Source organism: Amycolatopsis samaneae (genome assembly GCF_039541975.1).
Taxonomy (GTDB): Bacteria; Actinomycetota; Actinomycetes; order Mycobacteriales; family Pseudonocardiaceae; genus Amycolatopsis; species Amycolatopsis samaneae.
This window is the reverse complement of the sequence record NZ_BAABHG010000002.1, coordinates 729231-751019: the sequence shown is the minus strand read 5'-3', so window position 1 is coordinate 751019 and position 21789 is coordinate 729231. Positions and strand designations below refer to the sequence as shown.

The following is a 21789-nucleotide window of genomic DNA, read 5'->3' as shown; positions in this document are numbered from 1 at the left end:
TCCGGGTGCGGCTTGCCGCGCCGCACCCGGATCTCGCGCGGGGCCCGCCGCCGGCACCAGGTCGAGCCACCGCTGACCGAGATCGCGTGCGCGGCGGCACATTCGTGGAGTTGCTCGGGCTCTGGGCACTAGCATCGGGGGCGTGACGGTGACGGGGCCCGAGACGGCGCTGTTCGAGCAGCAGCGCCGGCGGTTGTTCGGGCTCGCGTACCGGATGCTCGGATCGGCGGCCGAGGCCGAGGACGTCGTGCAGGACGCGTTCCTGCGCTGGCACGGCGCGGACCGGCAGCGGATCGAGGCGCTCCCGGCCTGGCTGGCGAAGGTGGTCACCAACCTCTGCCTCAACCGGCTCACTTCGGCGCGGGCCCGGCGTGAGAGCTACGTCGGCCCGTGGCTGCCGGAGCCGGTGCTGACCGGCGAGGGTGCCCTCGGTCCACTTGAGACGGTCGAGCAGCGTGACTCCGTCTCGATGGGGGTGCTGATCCTCCTGGAGCGGCTGACGCCGCCGGAGCGCGCGGTGTTCGTCCTGCGGGAGGCGTTCGGGTACCAGCACCGGGAGATCGCGGAGCTCCTGGACATCGACGAGGCGCATTCGCGGCAGCTCCACCTCCGCGCGCGCAGGCACGTCGCGGACACGCGCGCCCGGTTCACGGCCGGGAACGACGAGCAACGCCGCATCGTGGAACGTTTTCTCGCCGCGACGCTGGAGGGGGACGTCGCCGGGCTGGAGAAGCTGCTCGCCGAGGACGTCGTGTCCTGGGCCGACGGCGGTGGCACGGTGACCGCCGCGCGGCGTCCGATCGTCGGCAGGGACCGGGTGCTGCGGTACCTGCTCGGCATGGGCGGGCGGCCGGAGATCGCGGTGGTCCGGACGGAGATCGCCGAGGTCAACGGCCACCCGGCCGTGCTGTTCGAGCTCGGAGGCGCGCTCATGGCCGTGCTCGCGCTCGAGGTCGGGCAGGACCGCGTCACCGCCGTGCGGCTGGTCGTCAGCCCGGCCAAGCTTGCGTTCGTCGCCGCGCAGCGGGCGTGAGGACGCTCACTCCCGCCGCTGTCACGGATCGCCCCCTTCGCCGGTCCTCCCGGTAGTGAAAGGAAAGGGGACGGATCCATGACTCACCGCATCGTGATCCTCGGTGCCGGGTACGCCGGGCTGCGCGCCGCGAAGCGGACCGCGCGCCTGCTGCGCGGCCGAGACGTCCGGGTGACGCTGGTCAACCGAGACGACCGGTTCTTCGAACGGGTGCGCGCGCATCAGCTCGCCACGGGCCAGGACCTGCGCGCGTGGCGGCTGCCCGACGTGCTGGCCGGGACCGGGATCGACCTCGTCACGGCGACCGTGACCGGCGTCGAACCGGGGACCAGGACGGTGCTGCTCGACGCCGCGCCGCACACCATCCGCTACGACACCCTGGTGTACGCGCTGGGCAGCGGCGCGGACACCGGCGCGGACACCGGCGCGGTGCCGGGTGTTCGCGAGCACGCGCTGACGGTCGCGGACGCGGCGGGGGCGGCGCGGCTCGGCGCGCGGCTGGCCACGATGCCCGTGCGGAGCGATTTCCTCGTGGTCGGCGGCGGCCTCACCGGTATCGAGGTCGCGGCCGAAATCGCCGAAGCGCGGCCGGATCTGCGTGTCCGGCTGGTGTGCGACGCGCCGGTGGGTGGCTGGCTGTCCGCCCGTGCGCGCCGCCATCTGCGCCGCGCGTTCGAGCGGCTGGGAGTCGAGCTGTGTGAAGGGGCCCGGGTCGCGAAGGTCGGCCCGAAGGAGGTGCTGCTCGGCGACGGCCGGAGCCTGCCCGCCGACGCGGTGGTGTGGGCGGCGGGGTTCCGGGTGCCCGCGCTGGCCGCCGACGCCGGGTTCGCCGTGGACGGGCACGGCAGGATGCGGGTCGACGAGCGGCTGCGGTCGGTTTCGCATCCGGAGGTCTACGGCGTCGGCGACGCGGCGGCCGGGCGTGCCGCGGGCGGGCGCGAGACCCGGATGTCGTGCCAGACCGGGCTGCCGATGGGGCAGTGCGCGGCGCGGGACATCGCGCGCGAGCGGACCGGGCGCCGTCCGAAGCCGGCCAGGATCCGCTACGAATGGCAGAACATCAGCCTGGGCCGCCGCGACGGCGTCACCCAGTTCACCCGCGCCGACGACAGCCCGGTGCGCGCGGTGCTGACCGGGCGGGTCTCGGCGTGGTTCAAGGAGACGATCACCCGCCTCGCGGCCCGGATGACCGTGCGGTGATCGGGCACGGGCCGGGAGTGGGTGCTCCCGGCCCGCCGGGTCAGGCCTTTTCGGCCTTGGCGCGCGGAAAGACGCCGCGGTGCAGCAGGATCAGGAACACCACCAGCCCCGCGGTGAGCAGGATGTGCCCGAGTCCCGCCATCCCGGCGATCGCCGCGCCGGTCTGCTTGCCCAGTACGGTCAGCGTCCCGTGCACGACGAGGAACGCGACCGTCCACAGCACTCCGACGTTGTAGAGCCAGAAGAACCAGGCGAACAGTTTCCTGCTGGCGCTCAGGGTGAACAGCTTTTCGAGGCCGAGGACGATCAGGAAGAACAGCGTGCCGAGCGCCAGCAAATGGGTGTGTACCACCGAAAGCTGGGTGTCGCCGGTGAAGTCGTGGGCCTTGGTCAGTTCCCGGTAGTACAGCCCGGCGATGAGGCCGAGAGCCGTGTACACGACGACGGAGTAGTAGAGCTTTTTCATTGTCTTCCTGTCTTCACCACGCGGCGGTGGTGGCGCCGCGTGTCCGTTTCGGATGGTGGGCGGTCAGGGAGTCCGGGTGATCTGGTCGATGTGGCGCAGTCTGCCGTCGGGGGCGAGGTACCCGAAAAGGTAGACCTCGGTCAGGGTCTCGCGTCCTTTGCGGGTGGTGGCGCGCAGGGTGTAGCGGGCGGCGACCCGGTCCGCGGCGACCAGTGTCTCGGCCACCTCCACCCGGCACCCGGTCACGTTCCGGCGCACCGGGCGGGCGTGCGCGACCAGTTTTTCGCGGTCGAGCCGGATCCCGTCGCTGGTCCAGGCGATGTCGGGGGTGTGGTAGCGGTCCACGATCACGGCCGGGTCCTCGTCGCCGAAGGCCATTTCGTCCACATAGGACTCAAGGTACCCGGCGAAGTCCCGCGCCGGGGTCGGATGGTCGGTCCCCATGGGGTCTGCTCCTCTAACTTGGACAGTGATGTCAAAGTTAACGCGCGGCACTATCCTTGACAAGGATGTCCGAGAAAACCCCGCCCCCCGGCCGCCGCAGGCGCGCCGACGCCGAACGCAGCGCGGCCGCGATCCTCGCCGCCGCCATGACCGTGTTCGCCCGGCGCCCGGACGCCGGCCTGGAAGACGTCGCGGCGGCGGCCGGGGTCAGCAGGCAGACGGTCTACGCGCACTACCCGTCGCGGGACGCGCTGCTGCGTGCCGTGGTCGACCGGATCACCGAGGAGACCGTGGCCGTGCTCGACGCGGCCCGGCTCGACGAGGGCCCGGCCACCGGCGCGCTGCTGCGCTTCCTCGACGTGAGCTGGCGGGGTTTCGAGCGCTACCCGCTGCTCCGGGCGTTGCCCCCGGTCGATGCCGAGACCGACCGCGCCCGGCACGAGCCGGTGCTCGCGCGGCTGTCCGGCCTGGTGCGGCGTGGCCAGGCGAGCGGCGAATTCGACCCGGAGCCCTCGCCGGACTGGCTCCTCGCCGCCACTGTGGCGCTCGGCCACGCGGCGGGGGAGCGGGTCACCGCCGGGCGGGCGACCGCCGACGCCGCGCTCGCCGAACTCCACCGCGCCGTCCTGCGGGTGTTCGGCGCCGGGAAACCCGGGTGACAGCACCCGGCCGGTGTCGGATACTCCGCCGCGTGGAGGTCACTTCGGGCGACCGGACGGGAGCGGCGGGCTTCGGGGAGCTCCGCGGGGAAACGCCCCGCGGTGTCACCGGGGGGCCGCCATGTCCCGCACCGCGCACCACGTCCCGCCCGCGTACCGGAGCCCGTCCCGGTACGGGTGGGGATCAGTCGTGCTCAGGTCCACGGCGGCGGCCGGATCCGGGCCGGTGCCCGCCCGGCACCGCCACCGCGCGCGATGGCACGCCTGGTGATCAGCCGCCGAGCCGCTCCCACAGGAACTCCAGCACCAGCGCCCACTTGAAGGCCAGCTGTTCGTTGTCGGCCGCCGCGCCGTGGCCGCCCTCGATGTTCTCGTGGTAGCGGACGTCGTGCCCCTGCTCCCGCATCCGCGCGACCATCTTGCGCGCGTGCCCGGGATGTACCCGGTCGTCCCTGGTCGAGGTCACGAACAGCGACGGCGGATAGGTTCGTCCACTGTGGATGTTCTGGTACGGCGAGTACTTCCCGATGAACTCCCACTCCGCCGGGTCGTCGGGGTCGCCGTACTCCGCCATCCACGACGCGCCGGCCAGCAGCCGGTGGTAGCGCCGCATGTCCAGCAGCGGCACCTGGCTGACGATGGCGCCGAACAGCTCGGGGTAGCGGGTCAGCATGACCCCCATGAGCAGCCCGCCGTTGCTGCCGCCCTGGATGCCGAGCCGTTCCGGGGTGGTGATGCCGCGTCCGGCGAGGTCCGCCGCGACCGCCGCGAAGTCCTCGTACACCCGGTGCCGCTCGGCCTTGATCGCGCTCGTGTGCCAGTCGGGACCGTATTCGCCGCCGCCGCGGATGTTCGCGACCACGTAGGTGCCACCGCGCGCGAGCCAGCCGCGGCCGATCACGCCGCTGTAGCCCGGGGTCAGGGACACCTCGAAACCGCCGTACCCGGTGAGCAGCGCCGGTCCGTCCTCGGCGCCGGAGGGGCGCACCACGAAGTACGGGATCCGCGTCCCGTCGAGCGAGGTCGCGAAGTGCTGCGCCACCGTCATGCCCGTGGCGTCGAAGCGCTCCGGTGCCCGGCGGAGCACCTCGACCTCGCCGCCGACCTGGCCGTAGCTCAGTGTCGACGGCTGCGTGTAGCCGCTGGAGTCCAGCAGGTACTCGTCGTTGAGGTCGGGCTCGGTGTCGATGATCTCCGCGGTGCCGAGATCCGGCGCGCCCGCCAGTGGCTCCTCCGCCCAGGCGCCGTCGCCGGGGGTGAGCGTGCGCAGCTCGGTCCGGACGTCCTTCAGGACGGCGAGCAGCAGGTGGTGGCGTGTCCAGGCCCAGTAGTCCAGCGAGGTGTGCGGATCGGGCCGGAACAGCACGGTGAAGGCGCGGCCGCCCGCCATGAACTCGTCGAACCCGATGGCCAGCAGCGAGCCCGCGGGGTACTCCTGGTCCCCGACGGTCCAGGCCGAGCGGGGCTGGACCAGCATCCATTCGCGGTGCACCGACGTGCGGGCGTCGTCCGGGACGTCCACCTTGACCAGCCCGCCGGGGGTCCGCAGATGCCGTTCGGAACGGTAGAAGTCCAGCGATCGGTAGACGAAGTCGCGTTCGTAGCCGGGGGTCGGGTCGTGGTAGGCAGACACCGAGACGTCGTCCGGCTTGCCCTCGAAGACCGTCTCGGCCTCCTCCAGCGGGGTGCCGCGCCGCCATTCCTTCGCCAGCCGCGGATAACCCGAGGTGGTCAGCGAGTCCGGCCCGAAATCGGTGCCGAGATAGACGCGGTCCTCGTCGATCCAGCCTATCCGGGTCTTGGCTTCCGCCACGGTGAAGCCGTTTTCGACGAACGCGCGCGCGTCGAGATCGAATTCGCGGACGACGGTCGCGTCGGCACCGCCGCGCGACAGCTCGACCAGCCCCAGTCGATAGTCCGGGCGCAGGACGACCGCGCCCTGCCAGACCCAGTTCTCGCCTTCGGCCTCGGCCAGCGCGTCGACGTCGAGCAGGATCTCCCAGTCCGGTTCCCCTCGCCGGTACTCGTCCAGCGTGGTGCGCCGCCACAGCCCGCGTGGATGGGCCGCGTCCTGCCAGAAGTTGTAGAAGTGGGCGCCGCGGCGGCGGATGTACGGGATGCGGTCGTCGGCGTCCAGCACCTCACGGATTTCGTCCCGTATCGCCGCGAAACGGGCGCCGGCGGTCAGCTCGGCGAGCGTTTCGCCGTTGCGGGCGCGTACCCAGTCCAGCGCTTCGTCGCTGGTCACGTCCTCCAACCAGAGGTACTGATCTTCCACACTCATGTCCACAGTCTCTCCGTAGGATCCTGTCCTGACCGCCGCCGGGTGGGTGTATTAATTTCGTGAGCCGGTCACCGGCCGATGTCCGTATGCTGGAATCCGCTCCGTGTGACGCACCGTGGCCGGAGGGGGGAAGCGTGTGCGCGGGGCTCCCGCGCCGCCGCCGAGGGGAGCCAGGGGAGAACGTGACCGATGCCGACAGACCGTCCGTCCTGCCCGCGACGGACCGTCCGCCGCTGATCCCGCCCGCCGGGCCGCCCCCGTACTGGCCGCCCGAGGCGGGGCGGCCCCCGTCGCGAGACGGCCGCCGCCGCGCGTTCTCCGGCGCGGTCGTCGCGATCGCGCTGCTCGTGATCACCGTCGCGGTGATCGCCGCGGCGAGCCCGCACCGGATCGCGGGACGCGCCGTCGCGGCGCCGGGCGCCGAGGGGACCCGGGCCGCGCTGAGCCCCGGTACGGGCGGCCGGGCCGTGCCGCGCCTGGCGGACAACACCTTGCTCGCCGCCGGGGTCACGCTGGGCGCGGTGCCGTGCACCCTGCCCGACATCGGCCGCGCGCCCGCCCAGCTTGAGGCGTTCTACCGCGCGCTGCTGGCCTGCCTCGACCAGTCCTGGCAGCCCGCGCTGGACAAGGCCGGGGAGCCGGCGGCCACCGTGATCCTGTCGCTGAACCTGCCCACGCACAGTGCCTGCGGTGACGCGCCGTCGAAGAACGAGGCCGTCGCGTACTACTGCGGCGGCGACACCACCATCTACGCGCCCACCGAATGGATGCTCGCCGACGCGAACCTCAACCGCGCCAGGCACATCGCCACGATCGCCCACGAGTACGGCCACCACATCCAACGGCAGAGCGGGATCCTGGCCGCGGCCGCGGCCAGGATGTCCTCGCCGCGCCAGGAAACCGCGGCCGACAAGGAACAGGTGCGGCGGATCGAGCTGCAGGCGAACTGTTTCGGGGCGTTGTTCCTGGCCGCGGTCGCGGGCCGGGAATCGGTCACCGTGTCGATGGCGAACGCCGCCGTCGCCGACTACGGCCGCGCGCAGGACAGCGATACGCACGGGTCCCGCAAGCACCAGCTGGCCTGGGCGAAGGCCGGGTTCGAGAACCGCACGACCGCCGCCTGCAACACCTGGTCCGCTCCCGCCGCCGACGTCAGTTAGGACGTTCCCACCCGGGTGAGCGGCCGAGGAGCCCGAGGAGCCGGTCGAACTCCGGGACGTCCCCGGCGAGTTCGACGACCGGAGCGAAGGTCCCCCGCTGCCGCCGGACTTCGGGATCCGCGGGGATCCGCTCGGCGAACTCCAGCGCGTCGCGCACCGCTTCGGGCAGTGGTTCGTAGGGACGGCCGAGTGTCTTCGCGAGGTCCCAGCCGTGGACGACGGTGTCGATGAGGTGCATCCTGGCCGCGATGTGCCCGGGGTAGTCGCCGAGTCCGCCGATCGTGAGCGTCCGGTCGAGGACGGCGTCGTCGGCGAAGGCGGCCAGGTAGGCGTCGACGGAAGCGGCGTACGCGCGGTAGGCGTGGTCGCCGAGATCGCCGTCCCAGTCCGGCGCGGAGCCGTGCCGGACCGCGATCGCGAAACCGTTGTTCTCGCCGACCTGGTGCCGGAGCAGGTCCGCGAGCGTCCAGCCCGCGCACGGGGTCGGCAGGTCGAGATCGGCCGGTGTCGCGGTGGCGACCAGTTCGTCGAGGATGAGCAGGGAGCGGCGGTCGAGTTCACGCGTGTGCACGAGGACGACGTTAGCCACCGAAACCGTCGGTGGTGGGCGATACCGTGCGAAGCGACGAATGACGACGTGATGATCGAGATCGACGCGGGGCCGCGACAGCACATCGGCGGTGATCGTGCGGGAGCCCGCGTCGAGCGAGGGGAGGGCTGTCGGCAACCGGACGCGCTGGGTGACGGCGCCTGCGCGGAGGGCATTCGGAGCGGTAGCGAAGGTCGGCCGGATGCCTCGGCGAGCCGTCCCGTTAGCACGGTTCTCCCGGATTCGCAGGACTTTCGGCGCGAGCCATCCGGCCCTAACCTGGTGTGATCCACCTCACCGGACCGGAGGGATTCGTCATGAGGATCGCGGATCTGCTGCGCAGTAAGGGGACCACGGTCGCGACGGTCACGCCGGAGACCACTGTGACCGCACTGCTGGCCGGACTGGCCGAGCACAACGTCGGCGCGATGGTGGTGATCGGGCCCGACGGCCTGATCGCGGGCATCGTGTCCGAGCGGGACGTGGTACGGCGGCTGCACGACACCGGGCCGGCGCTGCTCGGCGGCCCGGTCGGCGACATCATGACCAGGCTGGTCGCCAGTTGCGGCCCGGAGGACTCGGTGGAGAGTCTCAGCGTGCTGATGACCGAGCACCGGATCCGGCACGTCCCGGTACTGGAGGGCGGCAGGCTCGCCGGCATCGTCAGCATCGGCGACGTGGTGAAGAACCGGATGGAGGAGCTGGAGAAGTCGCAGGAACAACTCCAGGCCTACATCTCCCAGGGCTAGCGGCTCCCGCCGCTACTCCCGCCAGCCGGTGATCTCGACGCCCTTCGCGACGTCGACCCGATAGCCGAGGGTGAGCACGCTCGACGCGCCGGGCGCGATCCGGAGCCGCCAGGTGAACTCGCCGAGCTGGGTGGTCTCGGCGGGGTCGGGCGTGGTCCGCACGTCCCGCACGGTGATGGCGTCGTCCCGGGAGACGGGCGCCTGGTCGAGCACCGTGATCGCCGCCTCGGCGGGGCCGTGGTTCGTGATCGTGGTGCGGTATTCGGCCTCGCGCCGCCGCTGCCCGGACAGCGTGGCCTTCCCTGCGGTGCGGCGGACGAGTTCGCGCTCGACGCGGATCCGGTCGTCGACACCGAGGGCGAGTTCGAGTTCCTCGCCCGGAGCCCACACCTCGACGTGCGTGCTGCCGACGAACTCGGTGCCGTGGAAGACCGACGCCCGGCCCGCGCGCAGGGTGTGCTCGGAGGTGTTGACCACGGTGGCGCGCAGGGACGCCTCCAGCGCGAGCACCGGCGCCGTGACGTATCCCAGCTCGGCGGGGAACTCCAGTCGGGCCAGCGCCGTCCGGTGTTCCTGGGCGCCGGACGGGATCTCGACCGGCCGCGTGACGCGGTAGGTCATCGCCGTAGTGCCCTGTTCGGCTTCGGCGACCGGGTGGGGCATCCGCGCGCTCGCCGCGTTCATCTCGAAGCCGCCGGGCGCGGCGGGGGCCGCTCCGCCGTACGCGGCGAGCGGGCGGACCTCCCTGGCCCGGTCGAGGAACCAGGGCCGCGGCTCCGGGACGGCCACGGCGGTCGCGGGCCGGGCGGTGGAGAGCGCGAGCGCGCACTCCGGCCAGTCCTCCCCGGTGTGCTGGGACACCAGGCCGAACGAGGCCACCGCGACCCCGGACTCGCCGACCCGGATGTCGTATCCCGGTTCCCAGCTCGCCCCGTGGACCACATAGGACAGTTCCAGCTCCGCTTCACCGCTCTCCGCCGTCGGTTCCAGCTCGACGACGACGCTCGTACTGTCCTTTTCGGACTCCGTGGTGTGCTCCCCGATCCGCCGGTCGAGCGCGGCGAGCTCCTCGCGGAGCCGGTCGAGCCGCGCGGCGCGGGCGCGTTTTTCCCCGAACGCCTCGGAAAGCTGCGTGCCGAGCGCGCCGGTGACCTCGGCGACGCGGCCCGGTTCGGCGTCGCCGGAGGCCAGCGCCTTCGCGAAGCTGCCCCCGCTGCGCCGCGCCAGGCCGGTGAGCAGCTCGATCCGCACCGTCGCCGCGGTCACCTCGTCCTCGGCGGCGGCGACCGCGTCCTGGGCGGCCCGCCGCCGCTCGGCCAGCTCGCGCAGGGCGGCGTCGGCGGGTTCGGTGTGGCGTTCGGTGCGCACGTCGACGCCGACGATGCGGGCGGGGCCGGACCCGGTGACCCGGACCGAGTCGGCGGTCAGCGTCACCGGCAGCCCGGCGAAGACGGCGCGGGGCCCGTCGGCGACGTCGACGCGGCCCCGGCGGGTGATCCTGGCCTGCTGCGGATAGACGGTGACGGCGGTGATCGGCGCGGAAAGGGGAGGCATGGCCCCGACGTTAGTCTCTTGACACCGGATCGGGCGGAACGGAAATCTCGGAACGGTCGTCGTCCGTTCTCCTCCCGGCTTGGGGGCCTCGTGAGATCCGCCCGGTTCGCCGTCCTGTTCGCCGCCGTGCTCGCCCTTCCGCTCGTGCCGTCGGCGGCGCTGGCCGACGCCCCGCCGGGGCCGGTCTTCTCCGACGGCCAGGCGCAGCCGGTGTTCGACCCGGCCGATGTCGTCCGCGAGGACGTCTGGGTCACCGCGCCGGTGGACAGCGACCACGACGGCAAGGACGATCTCGTGCACGCGCAGGTCGTGCGCCCGCGCGCGACGACGCAGGGCATGAAGGTCCCGGTCGTCTACCAGGCGAGCCCGTACTACGCGGGCGGCAACGACATCCCCAACCACGACGTCGACGTCGAGCTGTACGTCCCCGGCCGCGGTCAGGGCCCGGAGGCGTCGCGCACGGCGTCGCGCGGTGTCGGCCCGTACGCCTCGCCGATCCGCTGGGCGTACCAGGACTACTTCACCTCGCGGGGATTCGCCGTGGTGTACGGGGAGTCGCTGGGCACCGGGCAGTCGACCGGCTGCCCGACGACCGGCGACGTCAACGAGACGGTCGGCGCGCGCTCGGTGATCGACTGGCTCAACGGCCGCGCCGCCGCGCGCGACGCGGGCGGCAAGGCGGTCGGCGCGGCGTGGAGCACCGGCAGGACCGGCATGATGGGCGTGTCCTACAATGGGACCCTGCCCAACGCGGTGGCCAGCACCGGCGTCGAGGGGCTGGAGACGATCGTGCCCATCGCCGCGATCTCCAACTGGTACGAGTACTACCGCAACGCGGGCGCGGTCGTCGCCGCGGGCGGCTACCAGGGCGAGGACGCCGACGTGCTCGCCGGGTACGTCTACTCCCGCGCGGACCGGACCATCTGCCGCCCGGTGCTCGACGGGCTCACCGCGGACCAGGACCGGGTGACCGGCGACTACAGCCGCTTCTGGGACGTCCGCAACTACCGCAACGACGTCGGGAAGGTGCGGGCCTCGGTGCTCGCGGTGCACGGCCTGAACGACTGGAACGTCAAGACCGACCAGGTCGCGCAGTGGTACGCCGCGCTGCGGCAGCACGGGGTCGAACACAAGATCTGGCTGCACCAGGCCGCGCACGCGGACCCGATCAGCCTGCGCCGCGACGTCTGGCTCACGACGTTGAACAAGTGGATGTCGCACTACCTCTACGGAGTCGACAACGGGATCCAGCACGAGCCGAAGGCGACGATCCAGCGGGAGGACAAGTCGTGGGTCGACGAGCCCGACTGGCCCGCGCCGGACACCGCCGACGTGAAGGCGTACCCGTGGCCGGGCGGTGGCGCGAAGGGCACCCTGGATCTGCGGAACCCGGTGCCCGGCAGCGGAAACGTCGAGCGCCTCGCCGACGACGCGAGCAAGACCGTCGAGCAGCTCGCCGGGGCGCCCTCGTCCGGGAACAGGCTGCTTTACGCGACATCGCCGTCGAAACAGCCTCTACGGCTTTCGGGAACCGCGAAGGCGGATCTGGCGCTCTCGTTCGACCGGCCCGCCGCGAACGTCACCGTGGTCCTGCTCGACCGGGCGCCCGACGGCTCCTCGCACGTGATCAGCCGGGGCTGGGCCGATCCGCAGAACCGGCACGACCCGGCGCGGACCGAACCGATCACGCCGGGGCAGACCTACCGGATCGGTGTCGAGCTGATGCCGAAGGACTACGTCCTCGCCGCGGGGCACCGGCTGGAGTTCCTGCTCGCGTCGAGCGATCACGACTTCACGCTGCGGCCGAAGCCGGGCGCGGGCCTGGCGCTCGACCTGACCCGCACCTCGGTGACGTTGCCGGTGACCGGCGGGAAGGCCGCGCTGCGTTCGGCCTTCTGACGCGCTATCCGGCGAAGTAGTCGATCAGCACCGGGGCCAGGACGGTCATCGGCACGGTGTTCTTCCGGCTCTGCAACGTCTGGTGCTTCGCGCCGGGCAGCACGGCGGCGAGGTCCTTGGCCGCCTTCCGCAGCGGCGCCGGGCTCTTGGCGCCGTCCAGCACGAGCACCGGCGACGTCACCGGAGCCCAGTCCCCGGCCCGCAACGGCTTGCCCGTGTTGAGCCCGTCGAGGAGTTCGGCGTCGTAGGGCAGGGTGTGCGCGAGGCCGAGCAGCCGCCGCCACACCTGGCCCATGGCGCGCATGATCGGGAGGACGAACCACGGCGCGCCCATACCCCTGGTCATGAAGTACCTGACCGCCTCGGCGCGCCGGTCGTCGCCGATCAGCGTCCGCAGGTGCTCGGTGAAGTCCGCGGGCGGGACCTTTCCCGAGGCGTCGGTGACGAACGGCGGCTCGTACAGCGCGAGCTTCGTGATCCCGGCGCCGTGCGCGGCGGCCTTGAGCGCGAGGACGGCGCCGGAGGACAGGCCCCAGACACCGGCCGATCCGCCCGCCGCGTCGATGACCGCCTGGAGATCCTCGATCTCGCGTTCGGGGGAGTACGGCGCGGTGTCGCCGGAGTCGCCCCGGCCACGGCGGTCGTAGTTGTAGACCGTGAACCGTTCGGCGAGCAGCCCGGCCAGCTCCACCAGCCCGGGGAACTTCCGGTAGCCGAACGCGCCGGCGACCAGGACCAGCGCCGGTCCGTCCCCGGTCCGGTCGTAGGCGATCTTCGTGCCGTCGCGAGAGGTGGCGGTGTGCATGGACAGATCCTCCCGGGTGCCGCCGGGCGGGCGGCACGGAGGTGGGTGATCAGCCGGTCAGGGAGCGGTCCGCGCACACCAGGTCCTCCAGCAGTTCGACGGCGCGCCGGGCCGCGGGGTGCCGCGCGATCGACTTCTTCACCGCGAGAGCGAGGTGCCGGACCGGGGTGGGGGACACCAGCGCGACGGTGGTCAGGCCGTCCGGCAGCTCGCCGATGCCGAGCGATGGCACCACGGTCAGCCCGATTCCCGTAGCCACGAAGGACATCGCGGTCCCGTAGTCGTGAGTTTCCACCACGAACCCCGGCGAGAACCCGGCCTGCGCGCAGGCGTTGAGGAGCACCTGGCGGCACGGCCCTTCGCGCAGGTCGTTGTCCACCCAGTGCCGCTCGGCCAGCGCCGCCAGCGGCACCTCCGCCGCCCCGGCGAGCGGATCGTCGGCACGGACGACGGCGAGGTAGGGGTCCTCGGCGAGCCTGCGCACGGTGACCGGTCCGGCGCGCTCGACGTCGTGCTCCTCCACGAAGATGTCGACGTCCGGGTCACCCCGCGTGAACTCGGTGAGCAGCAGGTCCAGCCGGAGATCCGGGAACTCGGCACGCAGCGCGGCGACGGTCGGGGCCAGCCACACCGTGCCCGCCGAGCCGAAATAGCCGATCGACAGGCTGCCGATCCGGCCGGCGCGCAGATCACTCACCACCCGTTCGACCCGGCTGAACGCCTCGAACACCGCGCCGGACTCGGCAGCCAGCGTCCGGCCCGCCGCGGTCGGCTCGATGCCGCGGCCGGATCGTTCGAACAGCCGCAGGCCGGTCTCCCGTTGCAGCGCGGCGAGCTGCTGGCTCACCGCCGACGGGGTGTAGCCGAGTGCGGCGGCGCTCGCGCGGATCGAACCCGTCGCGATCACCGCCCGCAGGACACGGAGCCGGGGAAGGTCCAGCATGACGCGAATGTACAGTGCTGCTTAACGGAAGTACAGAATTAGTCGCTTGTGCTGTACGGAAGGTGGGGGTGACGATGCGGGGGTGACTGATCTGGTTGAAACCGCCCAGCCCGCCAGGACCGGCCGGAAGGACACCGTCCGGATCGCGGCCGCCGCCGGGCTCGCGGTCGTGCTGTGGGCCTCGGCGTTCGTCGCCATCCGCGGTGTCGGGCACGCGTTGTCCCCCGCGCCGCTGGCGCTGCTCAGGCTCGGCGTCGCGGCCGTCACGCTGACCGTGCTCGTGCTGGCCCGCCGGACGGTCCGCGTCCGCCTGTCCCGCAAGGCTTTCCTGCTGATCGCGGTGTACGCCGTGTTGTGGCTCGCCGGCTACACCGTCGTCCTCAACGCGGGGGAGCGGCACGTCGACGCCGGGACGGCGGCGTTGCTGGTGAACCTCGCGCCACTGCTCGTCGCCGTGACCGCCGGAAGGTTTCTCGGCGAAGGCTTCTCCCGATCCCTCATCGTCGGTTCGCTCGTCGCGCTGGGCGGAACCGCGATCATCGCGGCCGGGGCCACCGCGCAGCGCGACTGGGCGGGCGTGCTGCTCTGCCTGCTGGCCGCCGTGCTCTACGCCGCGGGCGTCATGGTCCAGAAGGTCACGCTGCGCCACGTCGACGGGCTCACCGCGATCTGGCTCGGCTGCGTCGTCGCCACCGTGGTCCTGCTGCCCTGGGCCCCTCAGCTGGTGGACGAGCTGCGGGTGGCGTCCACCTCCACGGTGCTCGGCGCCGTCTACCTGGGGGTGTTCCCGACGGCCGTCGGTTTCACCGCGTGGGCCTACGCGCTGCGCCGGATGAACGCCGGCCGGCTGTCCGCGGTGAGCTACGCCGTTCCGGCCGTGTCGGTGCTGTTGTCGTGGCTGCTGCTCGCCGAGCTCCCGACGGCCTACGGGCTCGTCGGCGGCGCGCTCTGCCTGGCGGGTGTCGCCCTGTCTCGCCGGCGCTGAGTACTCAGTCGGCGATGCCCGCGCGATAGGCGAAGGCGACGGCCTGCGCCCTGTCCCGCAGCCCCGCCTTGGTGAACAGGTGGTTCACGTGGGTCTTCACGGTGGCCTCGCTGACCACCAGCGTCCGCGCGATCTCGGTGTTGGACAGCCCGGCCGCGATCAGCCGCAGCACCTCGATCTCGCGCGCGGTCAGGCCCTCGACCTCCTTGACCCGCGCGGGCGTGCTCCTGGTCGCGGCCGCCACCAGGCGGCGCTGTAACTCGGCGTCCACAGTGGACTGTCCGGCCGCGGCGGCGTGCAGCGCGCGGGCGATCGCCTCGGCGTCGGCGTCCTTGGTGAGGAAGCCCCGCGCGCCCGCCTTCAGCGCGGCCAGCAGGGATTCGTCGTCGGCGTAGGTGGTGAGCACGACGACCTCGGTGCCCGGGTGCTCGGCGCGGACCCGTTCGGTGGTCTCCACGCCGTCGCAGCGCGGCATCCGCAGATCGACCAGCAGCACGTCCGGCTGGTGCTCGGCGACGAGCTCCAGCGCGGCGAGCCCGTCGGCGGCGGACCCGGTTACCTCGACGCCGGGCAGCAGGCCGAGCAGCGTGACCAGACCCTCCCGCACCACGGCCTGGTCGTCGGCGAGCACCACTCGCAGGTTCACCCCGGCACCGTCAGGTGTGTCCGCCATCCGTCCTCCACCGGCCCGCTCTCGAGCCGCCCGTCCAGCAACGCGACCCGTTCACCCATTCCCCGCAAACCGTAGCCTGCCGTGGGCGCCTCCGGCGGGCGCCTGCCCTGACGGTCGGCCACGGTCAGCTCGACCTGTCCGGCGGTGAAGCTCAGCGTCACCTCGACGTCCGCGTTCGGCGCGTGCTTGCGCGTGTTGGCCAGCGCCTCCTGGACCGCGCGGACCAGCGCCGTGCCGACCGGCGCGGCCAGTTCCCTCGGCTCGCCTTCGACGGCGAGATCGGCGCGGGCGCCGGTGTCCATCCGGTACGCGGCCAGCAGATCGGCCACCGCGCGTTCCACCGGGACGGCGTCCTCCCGGAGCGCGGCGACGGCCTTGCGGGCCTCGGTGAGCCCCTCGGTGGCCAGCTTCTGGGCGCGTTCGATCTGCGCGACGGCGTCCGGGCTCGCCCCGTCGCGCACCAGCATCAGCCGGGCGCCCTGCAGGTTCAGCGACAGCCCGGCGAGGGAATGCGCCAGGACGTCGTGCAGTTCACGGGCGATGCGGGCGCGTTCGGCGAGCGCGGCGGAGCGGGCGTGCTCTTCGTTCGCGGTCTGCGCGAGGGCCAGCGCGAGCTCGGCCTGTTCCAGCTTCTCCAGCCGGTTGCGCCGGTTGAGCGCGAGCAGGACGACCACGGCCACGATCGCGTAGAGCGAGAGCATGTCGCTGACGTCGAGCTGCCGCACGAGGATCCACCAGGTGACCCCGGACAGTGCGAACACGGCGCTCGTGATCCCGGCGGCCAGTGGCAGCCGGAACATCGCCATGAACGTCATGGTGTACATCGACGCCGACGCCCAGCTGGTCGGCGCGAACACCCACACGGCGGCCGAGGTCGCCACGATCGCGGGAACCACGACCGGGAGCAGCCCGCGCGGGCCCTCGTCCAGCGGATACCACAGCACGGGCACGGACAGGACCAGCGTGACCGCGATCAGCACCCAGCCGAGCGGGCCCGCCGTCGGCATCGCCGTGACCATCCCGACGGCGACGAGCCCCCAGCGCACCCAGTGCGGCATCGGCGGCAGCCAGGAGCGGTCCGGCCGCGATGTCGTCATCCTCGTCCTTCCGTCTTCGGCATATACGGAAAATGTACGTCGGTCCTCTTGGCTGTGCGGTGTCCGGCTTACCCGCACGAGGAGGTACCCATGTCCAGGTTGCGACGGCTCGCCGTGTTCGCCGCGGCCGCGGTCCTGCCCGCGCTCGGCCTGACCCTCGCCGGTCAGGCGACCGCGTCGGCGGCGCCGAACTTCCAGGTCCCGTTCAAGTGCGGTGTCACGGTCACCGCCGCGACGTTCAGCGGTCACAACCCGGCCAACTCGGTCGACTTCCAGAAGGCGGGCATCACCGGGATGCCGGTGCTCGCCTCGGCCTCGGGCACGGTGACCCGGGTGGCCAACGAGGGCAGCACCAGCTACGGCCGCTGGATCGAGCTCGACCACGGCGGCGGCTGGCGCACCCGCTACGCGCACCTGTCCGCCCAGCAGGTGTCGGTGGGCCAGAAGGTCACCGGCGGCACGCAGATCGGCAAGGCGGGCGCGACCGGCGGGGTCACCGGGCCGCATCTGCACTTCGAAGAAAACCTCAACGGCGTGACGCAGAAGGCCGTGCTCAACGGTGTCGCGGTGCCTTACTACGGACACAAAGACTTTACGAGCAAGAACAACTGCGGTGGCAACCCGTATTCGGCCGAGCAGGTCTGCGGCTCCGGGTTCTCCGTCGTGGACTCGCAGAAGCTGGGCACAGCGGGGACGGCGTACCTGCTCTACAACGCTTCGACGAAGGCGAACTGCGTGACCACGCTCAAGGCCGTGTCACTGGGCACCGCGAGCCCGGTTTCGGCGTTCCTCGAAGTCAAGGGCTCGGCGCGGACGACCGACCAGGGCAGCTTCACCTACTACGCCGGGCCGGTCACCAAGACCGCGGGCGCGACCTGTGTGCGCTGGGGCGGTTCGGTCGGTGCCAGTGCCTACGAGAGCCCCTTCGAACACTGCGGTTGAGCCGGAACCGCTGGTGATCGGGAGCGCGGACACCATGCCGCGCGACCCGGTGGGCCGCGCAGGATAGCGCGCCCCACCGACAGGACAAGCCTGCCCGTGCCCCCGCCGGGCAGGCTTGTCCACAACGGACCCAGTGGTCCACAGATTCGCCGCGCCCGCCCCGGCGGGCCCCGCCCCGCCGCAAGGTGGAGGCATGACCACATCCACCACGACCGGCACCGATCCGGTCGATCTCCGGGACCCGGCCCAGCTGCTCGCCGCGTTCCCCTACCTGCTCGGGTTCCGCCCCGAGAACTCCGTGGTGCTGCTCGGGCACCGGCCACCCGGCGGCGTCATCGGACTACTGCTACGCGCTGATCTGCCCGCCAGGAAACACCGGGTGCGGCAGGCCGAGGCGCTGGCGGAGCGGTTCGCCGCCAGCCCGCACACCGGGGTCACCGCGGCCGTGATCGGCGGCAGGGCCCCGCGTGGCGGCCGCCCGCCGCACGCGGGGTTCGTCCACCACCTCGACCGCGCGCTGGCCGGGCACGGGCTGCCGATGCTGCACGCGGTGTGGACACCGGGAATCGCCGCCGGGGCGCCGTGGGCGTGCTATCAGGACACCGTCTGCGGCGGGGTCCTCCCGGACCCGCGCGGTACCGTCGCCGCCGCGGTCTCCACGGAGGCCGGGCAGATCGCCTTCGAGAGCAGGGCCGAAATGGAGCGGCAGCTCGAACCCCGTTCCCCCGGGGCGCTCGAACGGCGGGCCGCCGCGCTGGCCGCGTTGCCCGCGCCGCCTTGGGCCCCGGCGGAGGCGGTGTCCTCGGGCGGCGCGGAGGTGCGCGCGGCGCTGGAACGGCAGCGCCGAGGGGCCGGGCCGCCCACCGACGACCAGGCCGTCCGGCTGGCGTGCGCGCTGGCCGACAAACGGGTCCGCGACGCCTGCCTGGCCACCGCGGTACCGGCGGACACGGTGATCGCCAAGGAGGCCGAGGAACTGTGGCTCACGCTGGTGCGTGAGCTGCCCGCCCCGTACCGTGCCGAAGCCGCCTGCCTGCTGGGGTACGCGGCCTACATGCGGTCCGACGGCGCGTTCGCGGGCATGGCGCTGGCGAACGCGCTCGCGGCGCAGCCGGGACATCTGCTGTCCCGGCTGCTCGCCGGAGCGCTCGACCACGGCTTCACCCCGGAGTCACTCGCCGGTCTGGCCCGGTGTGACGGCGTCGCCGATCTCGGCCTCTCCGACCCGCCGCCGGGCGTCGCCGGTCAGGAGTGAGCGGCGTGGCGGGAGCGGGTGAATTCCCAGGCGTCGGCGACGATCCCGGCCAGGTCGGTGCGCTCGGGCCGCCAGCCGAGTTCCGCGTGGGCGCGGTCGCTGGCGGCCACCAGCACCGAGGGATCGCCCGCGCGCCGGGGCGCGACCTCCGCCGGGACGGCGTGCCCGGTCACCGCACGGCAGGCCTCGACCACCTCCCGCACGGAGAAGCCGGTGCCGCTGCCGAGGTTGTAGATCCGGTGCTCGCCCGCGGTGGCGTGCTTCAGCGCGAGCGAGTGCGCGTCGGCGAGGTCCACCACGTGGATGTAGTCGCGGATCGCGGTCCCGTCCGGTGTCGGGTAGTCGTCGCCGTAGATCTGGATCCGCGCACGGTCGCCCGTGGCGACCTGGAGGACGAGGGGGATGAGATGGGTTTCGGTGGCGTGCCGCTCACCGAAGGCGCCGTACGCGCCGGCGACGTTGAAGTACCGCAGGCTCACCGCGGCGATGCCGTGCGCCCGCGCGAAGTCGGTGATCGCGGCGTCGATGGCGAGCTTGGTCGCGCCGTAGGTGTTGGTCGGCCGCGTCGGCGCGGTCTCCGGGATGGGGGAGGACTCCGGCTCGCCGTAGGTCGCGGCGGTGGAGGAGAACACCAGCCGCGGCGTACCGTGCGCGTGCATCGCCTCCAGCAGGCGCAGCGACGTGACGACGTTGCCTTCCCAGTACTTCGCCGGGTCCGACATCGACTCGCCGACCAGAGACTTCGCGGCGAAGTGCAGGACACCGTCGAAGCCCTCGCCGAGGATCTCGGCGGCCACCTCGGCGGCGTCGCCCTCGACGAACCGGGCGTCCGGGTGCACGGCGTCCTTGTGCCCGGTCGACAGGTCGTCGACCACGGTGACCTCGTGACCGGCCTCGATCAACCGGGCGGCGCACACGCTGCCCACATACCCGGCGCCACCCGTCACGATCAGTTTCAGGCTGCTGCTGTGGTCCTCGGTCACGCTGGAACCTTTCTGGCGAGGAGCTGGCTGACTGTGCGGCACAGTCTCTCCTCAAGACGACGCCCCGGGCCGGGTGGGGGTTGTTTCCGGGCCGGGACCGTTGCGCTAGAAGGAGTCGCGGCCCGCGCCGCGCGAAGGGACCGCGGTGAACAGCCGCGGCTTGCGCCGGCCCGCTCCGGCGAACGCGTCTTCGACGGCGGCGCCGATCCGGTCCACGTCCGCGGCGGGCACCAGCGCGATCGCCGAACCCCCGAAACCGCCACCGGTCATCCGGGCGCCGAGCGCGCCCGCGGCGCGGGCGGAGTCGACGGCGAGGTCCAGTTCGGGCGTGGAGGTCCGGTAGTCGTCGCGCATGCTCGTGTGCGAGGCGTCCAGGTGCGGCCCGATCTCGGCGAGCCTGCCCGCGCGCAGCAACGCCACCACGTCGAGCACCCGCTGGTTCTCGGTCACCACGTGCCGCACCAGCGGCGCCAGCTCGGCGGGGAGGGCGGCGAGCGCACCGGGCAGCCCGGCCGGGGTCACGTCGCGCAGTGCCTTGACCCCGAGCAGCTCCGCGGCCCGTTCGGTGCCGCGGCGGCGCTCCCCGTAGCCCCCGTCCGCGTGCGAGTGCTTCGTCCTGGTGTCCATGATCAGCACCCGCACCCCGGCTTCGGCCAGCCCGAACGGGACCTGCTCCATCTCGCCGGAGCGGACGTCGAGGAAGAGCACGTTCGAGGCGGTGCAGCACAGCGACGCGGTCTGGTCGAGCAGACCGGTGGGCGCGCCGACGAAGTCGTTCTCGGCCCGCTGCACCCAGCGGGCCACCTCGTACCGGCCGGGCGCACCGGCGGCGGGCGCGTCGAGCTCGATCCCGGTGAGGCCCAGCAAAGCCAGCGACACCGCGCATTCGAGCGCGTGGGAGGAGGACAGTCCGGCACCCGAGGGGACGTCACCGGCGATCACGACATCGGCACCCCGGCCGAAGCCCTGCTCGCGCAGCACCCACGCGACGCCTGCCGGGTACGCGGCCCACCCCTCGACGGCGCCGGGCGCGAGCGAGGCGATCTCCAGCGGTGCGGAGCGCTGGAGCTGGCCGTCGTCACCGAGCGTGGACACGGTGAGGATTCCGTCCTCGCGGGAGGAAGCCGCCGCGGCGAGCCGGTGCGGCAGCGCGAAGGGCAGGACGAACCCGTCGTTGTAGTCGGTGTGTTCCCCGATCAGGTTCACCCTGCCGGGGGCCGACCACACGCCGGCCGGTGCCGTGCCGTGGACGGCGCGGAACGTCGCCGCGGCCTGTTCCGCCGGGGTCACCTGGCCTGCGCCAGCACCGCGTGCAGCGCCGAGCTCGACACCTGGGCGGTGATGTCCGCCCCGGTCACCTCGACGGTGCCCCCGCCGTTGGCCTTGCCGATCTTGACCTTGTGGCCGGGCACGATCCCGACGGACTTGAGCTCGGTCATCAGCGACTCGTCCAGCTGGACGTGCTCGGCGATGCGCTTGATCTCGACCTCGCCGCCGCCGGTCCGCGCGAACTCGTCGAGCCGCACCAGGTCCGACTCGGCGGGGGGAGCGGGTTCGCCGCCGCCGAGCTTGTCCAGCCCGGGGATGGGGTTGCCGTAGGGCGAGGTGGTCGGATGGTCGAGCAGCTTGACCAGCTTGCGCTCCACCGCCTCGCTCATCACGTGCTCCCAGCGGCAGGCCTCGTTGTGCACGTGCTCCCACTCGAGACCGATGACGTCGACGAGGAGGCGTTCGGCGAGCCGGTGCTTGCGCATCACGGCGATGGCCAGCTCGCGGCCGTGGTCGGTGAGCTGCAGGTGCCGGTCGTCGGCGACGACGACCAGCCCGTCGCGCTCCATCCTGGCCACCGTCTGGCTCACCGTCGGGCCGCTCTGCTGCAGCCGCTCGGCGATCCGGGCGCGCAGCGGGACGACACCCTCTTCTTCGAGCTCGTAGATCGTACGCAAGTACATCTCTGTGGTGTCGATGAGTTCGTTCACGCTGGTCCCCTTCGTCCGCAGTTGCATATCGTAGTCGTAGGGCCCGACAACGACGGCGGGCCTGGGGATAACGGTCGGCGACGCCCGGAT

Annotated in this window: 21 protein-coding genes; 9 read left to right on the top strand and 12 right to left on the bottom strand. The window is 72.5% G+C overall.

Features of this window, described 5'->3' with window-relative positions; genetic code table 11:
- The first annotated feature begins 142 nt into the window (after positions 1-142).
- Both ABD987_RS06775 and ABD987_RS06770 read left to right on the top strand, forming a co-directional pair.
- Positions 143-1033 (top strand): RNA polymerase sigma-70 factor, encoded by an 891-nt coding sequence (locus tag ABD987_RS06775; protein ID WP_345388130.1) that lies wholly within the window; start codon positions 143-145, stop codon positions 1031-1033.
- Between the two features lie 78 nt (positions 1034-1111).
- Positions 1112-2233, top strand: a complete 1122-nt coding sequence (locus ABD987_RS06770) for an NAD(P)/FAD-dependent oxidoreductase (RefSeq protein ID WP_345388128.1) — start codon at positions 1112-1114, stop codon at positions 2231-2233.
- 40 nt (positions 2234-2273) lie between these two features.
- Here the strand turns inward: ABD987_RS06770 and ABD987_RS06765 are convergent, their stop codons facing one another.
- On the bottom strand, positions 2274-2699 hold the full coding sequence (locus tag ABD987_RS06765; protein WP_345388126.1) for a DUF2871 domain-containing protein: 426 nt from the start codon (positions 2697-2699) through the stop codon (positions 2274-2276).
- 63 nt (positions 2700-2762) lie between these two features.
- A complete protein-coding gene (locus ABD987_RS06760; RefSeq protein ID WP_345388124.1) occupies positions 2763-3143 on the bottom strand; it encodes a nuclear transport factor 2 family protein in 381 nt (126 codons plus the stop codon).
- A 65-nt stretch (positions 3144-3208) separates the two neighbouring features.
- On the opposite strand from ABD987_RS06760, the gene ABD987_RS06755 reads away from it, so the two are divergent.
- Positions 3209-3802, top strand: a complete 594-nt coding sequence (locus ABD987_RS06755; RefSeq protein WP_345388122.1) for a TetR/AcrR family transcriptional regulator — start codon at positions 3209-3211, stop codon at positions 3800-3802.
- Between the two features lie 271 nt (positions 3803-4073).
- Here ABD987_RS06755 and ABD987_RS06750 read toward each other — a convergent pair whose 3' ends face one another.
- Complete coding sequence (locus ABD987_RS06750; RefSeq protein WP_345388120.1) at positions 4074-6086, bottom strand: prolyl oligopeptidase family serine peptidase; 2013 nt, start codon at positions 6084-6086, stop codon at positions 4074-4076.
- Positions 6087-6268: 182 nt separating this feature from the next.
- Between ABD987_RS06750 and ABD987_RS06745 the strand changes: the two genes are divergently transcribed.
- Entirely contained in the window at positions 6269-7246 is a 978-nt protein-coding gene (locus ABD987_RS06745) for a neutral zinc metallopeptidase (RefSeq protein ID WP_345388118.1), read from the top strand.
- Here ABD987_RS06745 and ABD987_RS06740 read toward each other — a convergent pair.
- Complete coding sequence (locus tag ABD987_RS06740; protein WP_345388116.1) at positions 7239-7817, bottom strand: TIGR03086 family metal-binding protein; 579 nt, start codon at positions 7815-7817, stop codon at positions 7239-7241. The two genes, ABD987_RS06745 and ABD987_RS06740, sit on opposite strands and share 8 nt — an antisense overlap.
- A 335-nt stretch (positions 7818-8152) precedes the next feature.
- Here ABD987_RS06740 and ABD987_RS06735 point away from each other — a divergent pair, with 335 nt between their 5' ends.
- Positions 8153-8584 carry a CBS domain-containing protein gene (locus ABD987_RS06735; RefSeq protein WP_345388114.1) on the top strand — a complete coding sequence of 144 codons (432 nt, stop codon included), beginning with the start codon at positions 8153-8155 and terminating at the stop codon, positions 8582-8584.
- A gap of 12 nt (positions 8585-8596) precedes the next feature.
- Here ABD987_RS06735 and ABD987_RS06730 read toward each other — a convergent pair whose 3' ends face one another.
- The gene (locus tag ABD987_RS06730; RefSeq protein WP_345388112.1) at positions 8597-10138 is read right to left on the bottom strand and encodes a mucoidy inhibitor MuiA family protein; all 1542 of its coding nucleotides are present in this window, start codon (positions 10136-10138) and stop codon (positions 8597-8599) included.
- Between the two features lie 90 nt (positions 10139-10228).
- On the opposite strand from ABD987_RS06730, the gene ABD987_RS06725 reads away from it, so the two are divergent.
- Positions 10229-12037: a Xaa-Pro dipeptidyl-peptidase gene (locus ABD987_RS06725; protein WP_345388110.1), complete on the top strand. Its 1809-nt coding sequence runs from the start codon at positions 10229-10231 to the stop codon at positions 12035-12037.
- A gap of 4 nt (positions 12038-12041) precedes the next feature.
- Here ABD987_RS06725 and ABD987_RS06720 read toward each other — a convergent pair whose 3' ends face one another.
- Both ABD987_RS06720 and ABD987_RS06715 read right to left on the bottom strand, forming a co-directional pair.
- Positions 12042-12842, bottom strand: coding sequence for an alpha/beta fold hydrolase (locus ABD987_RS06720; RefSeq protein WP_345388107.1), 801 nt, complete (start codon positions 12840-12842; stop codon positions 12042-12044).
- A 49-nt stretch (positions 12843-12891) separates the two neighbouring features.
- The gene (locus ABD987_RS06715; protein ID WP_345388105.1) at positions 12892-13785 is read right to left on the bottom strand and encodes a LysR family transcriptional regulator; all 894 of its coding nucleotides are present in this window, start codon (positions 13783-13785) and stop codon (positions 12892-12894) included.
- Positions 13786-13867: 82 nt separating this feature from the next.
- Here ABD987_RS06715 and ABD987_RS06710 point away from each other — a divergent pair, with 82 nt between their 5' ends.
- Entirely contained in the window at positions 13868-14770 is a 903-nt protein-coding gene (locus ABD987_RS06710; RefSeq protein ID WP_345388103.1) for a DMT family transporter, read from the top strand.
- Positions 14771-14774: 4 nt separating this feature from the next.
- Here the strand turns inward: ABD987_RS06710 and ABD987_RS06705 are convergent, their stop codons facing one another.
- Together ABD987_RS06705 and ABD987_RS06700 are read right to left on the bottom strand one after the other, a co-directional pair.
- Positions 14775-15416 carry a response regulator gene (locus ABD987_RS06705; RefSeq protein WP_345388292.1) on the bottom strand — a complete coding sequence of 214 codons (642 nt, stop codon included), beginning with the start codon at positions 15414-15416 and terminating at the stop codon, positions 14775-14777.
- Positions 15413-16540 (bottom strand): sensor histidine kinase, encoded by a 1128-nt coding sequence (locus ABD987_RS06700; protein ID WP_345388101.1) that lies wholly within the window; start codon positions 16538-16540, stop codon positions 15413-15415. Before ABD987_RS06700 ends, ABD987_RS06705 begins: the two co-directional genes overlap by 4 nt.
- A gap of 90 nt (positions 16541-16630) precedes the next feature.
- Here ABD987_RS06700 and ABD987_RS06695 point away from each other — a divergent pair, with 90 nt between their 5' ends.
- Entirely contained in the window at positions 16631-17482 is an 852-nt protein-coding gene (locus ABD987_RS06695; RefSeq protein ID WP_345388099.1) for a M23 family metallopeptidase, read from the top strand.
- Positions 17483-17675: 193 nt separating this feature from the next.
- Positions 17676-18737 (top strand): DUF4192 domain-containing protein, encoded by a 1062-nt coding sequence (locus tag ABD987_RS06690; RefSeq protein ID WP_345388097.1) that lies wholly within the window; start codon positions 17676-17678, stop codon positions 18735-18737.
- Here ABD987_RS06690 and galE read toward each other — a convergent pair.
- The 3 genes from galE to ABD987_RS06675 form a co-directional block, all read right to left on the bottom strand.
- Positions 18728-19720 (bottom strand): UDP-glucose 4-epimerase GalE, encoded by a 993-nt coding sequence (gene galE / locus ABD987_RS06685; RefSeq protein WP_345388095.1) that lies wholly within the window; start codon positions 19718-19720, stop codon positions 18728-18730. The genes ABD987_RS06690 and galE overlap by 10 nt on opposite strands.
- A 105-nt stretch (positions 19721-19825) precedes the next feature.
- Positions 19826-21010 (bottom strand): galactokinase, encoded by a 1185-nt coding sequence (gene galK / locus ABD987_RS06680; protein WP_345388093.1) that lies wholly within the window; start codon positions 21008-21010, stop codon positions 19826-19828.
- Entirely contained in the window at positions 21007-21699 is a 693-nt protein-coding gene (locus ABD987_RS06675; RefSeq protein WP_345388091.1) for an iron-dependent transcriptional repressor DtxR, read from the bottom strand. The genes galK and ABD987_RS06675 overlap by 4 nt, the downstream gene beginning before the upstream one ends.
- Positions 21700-21789: the final 90 nt, after the last annotated feature.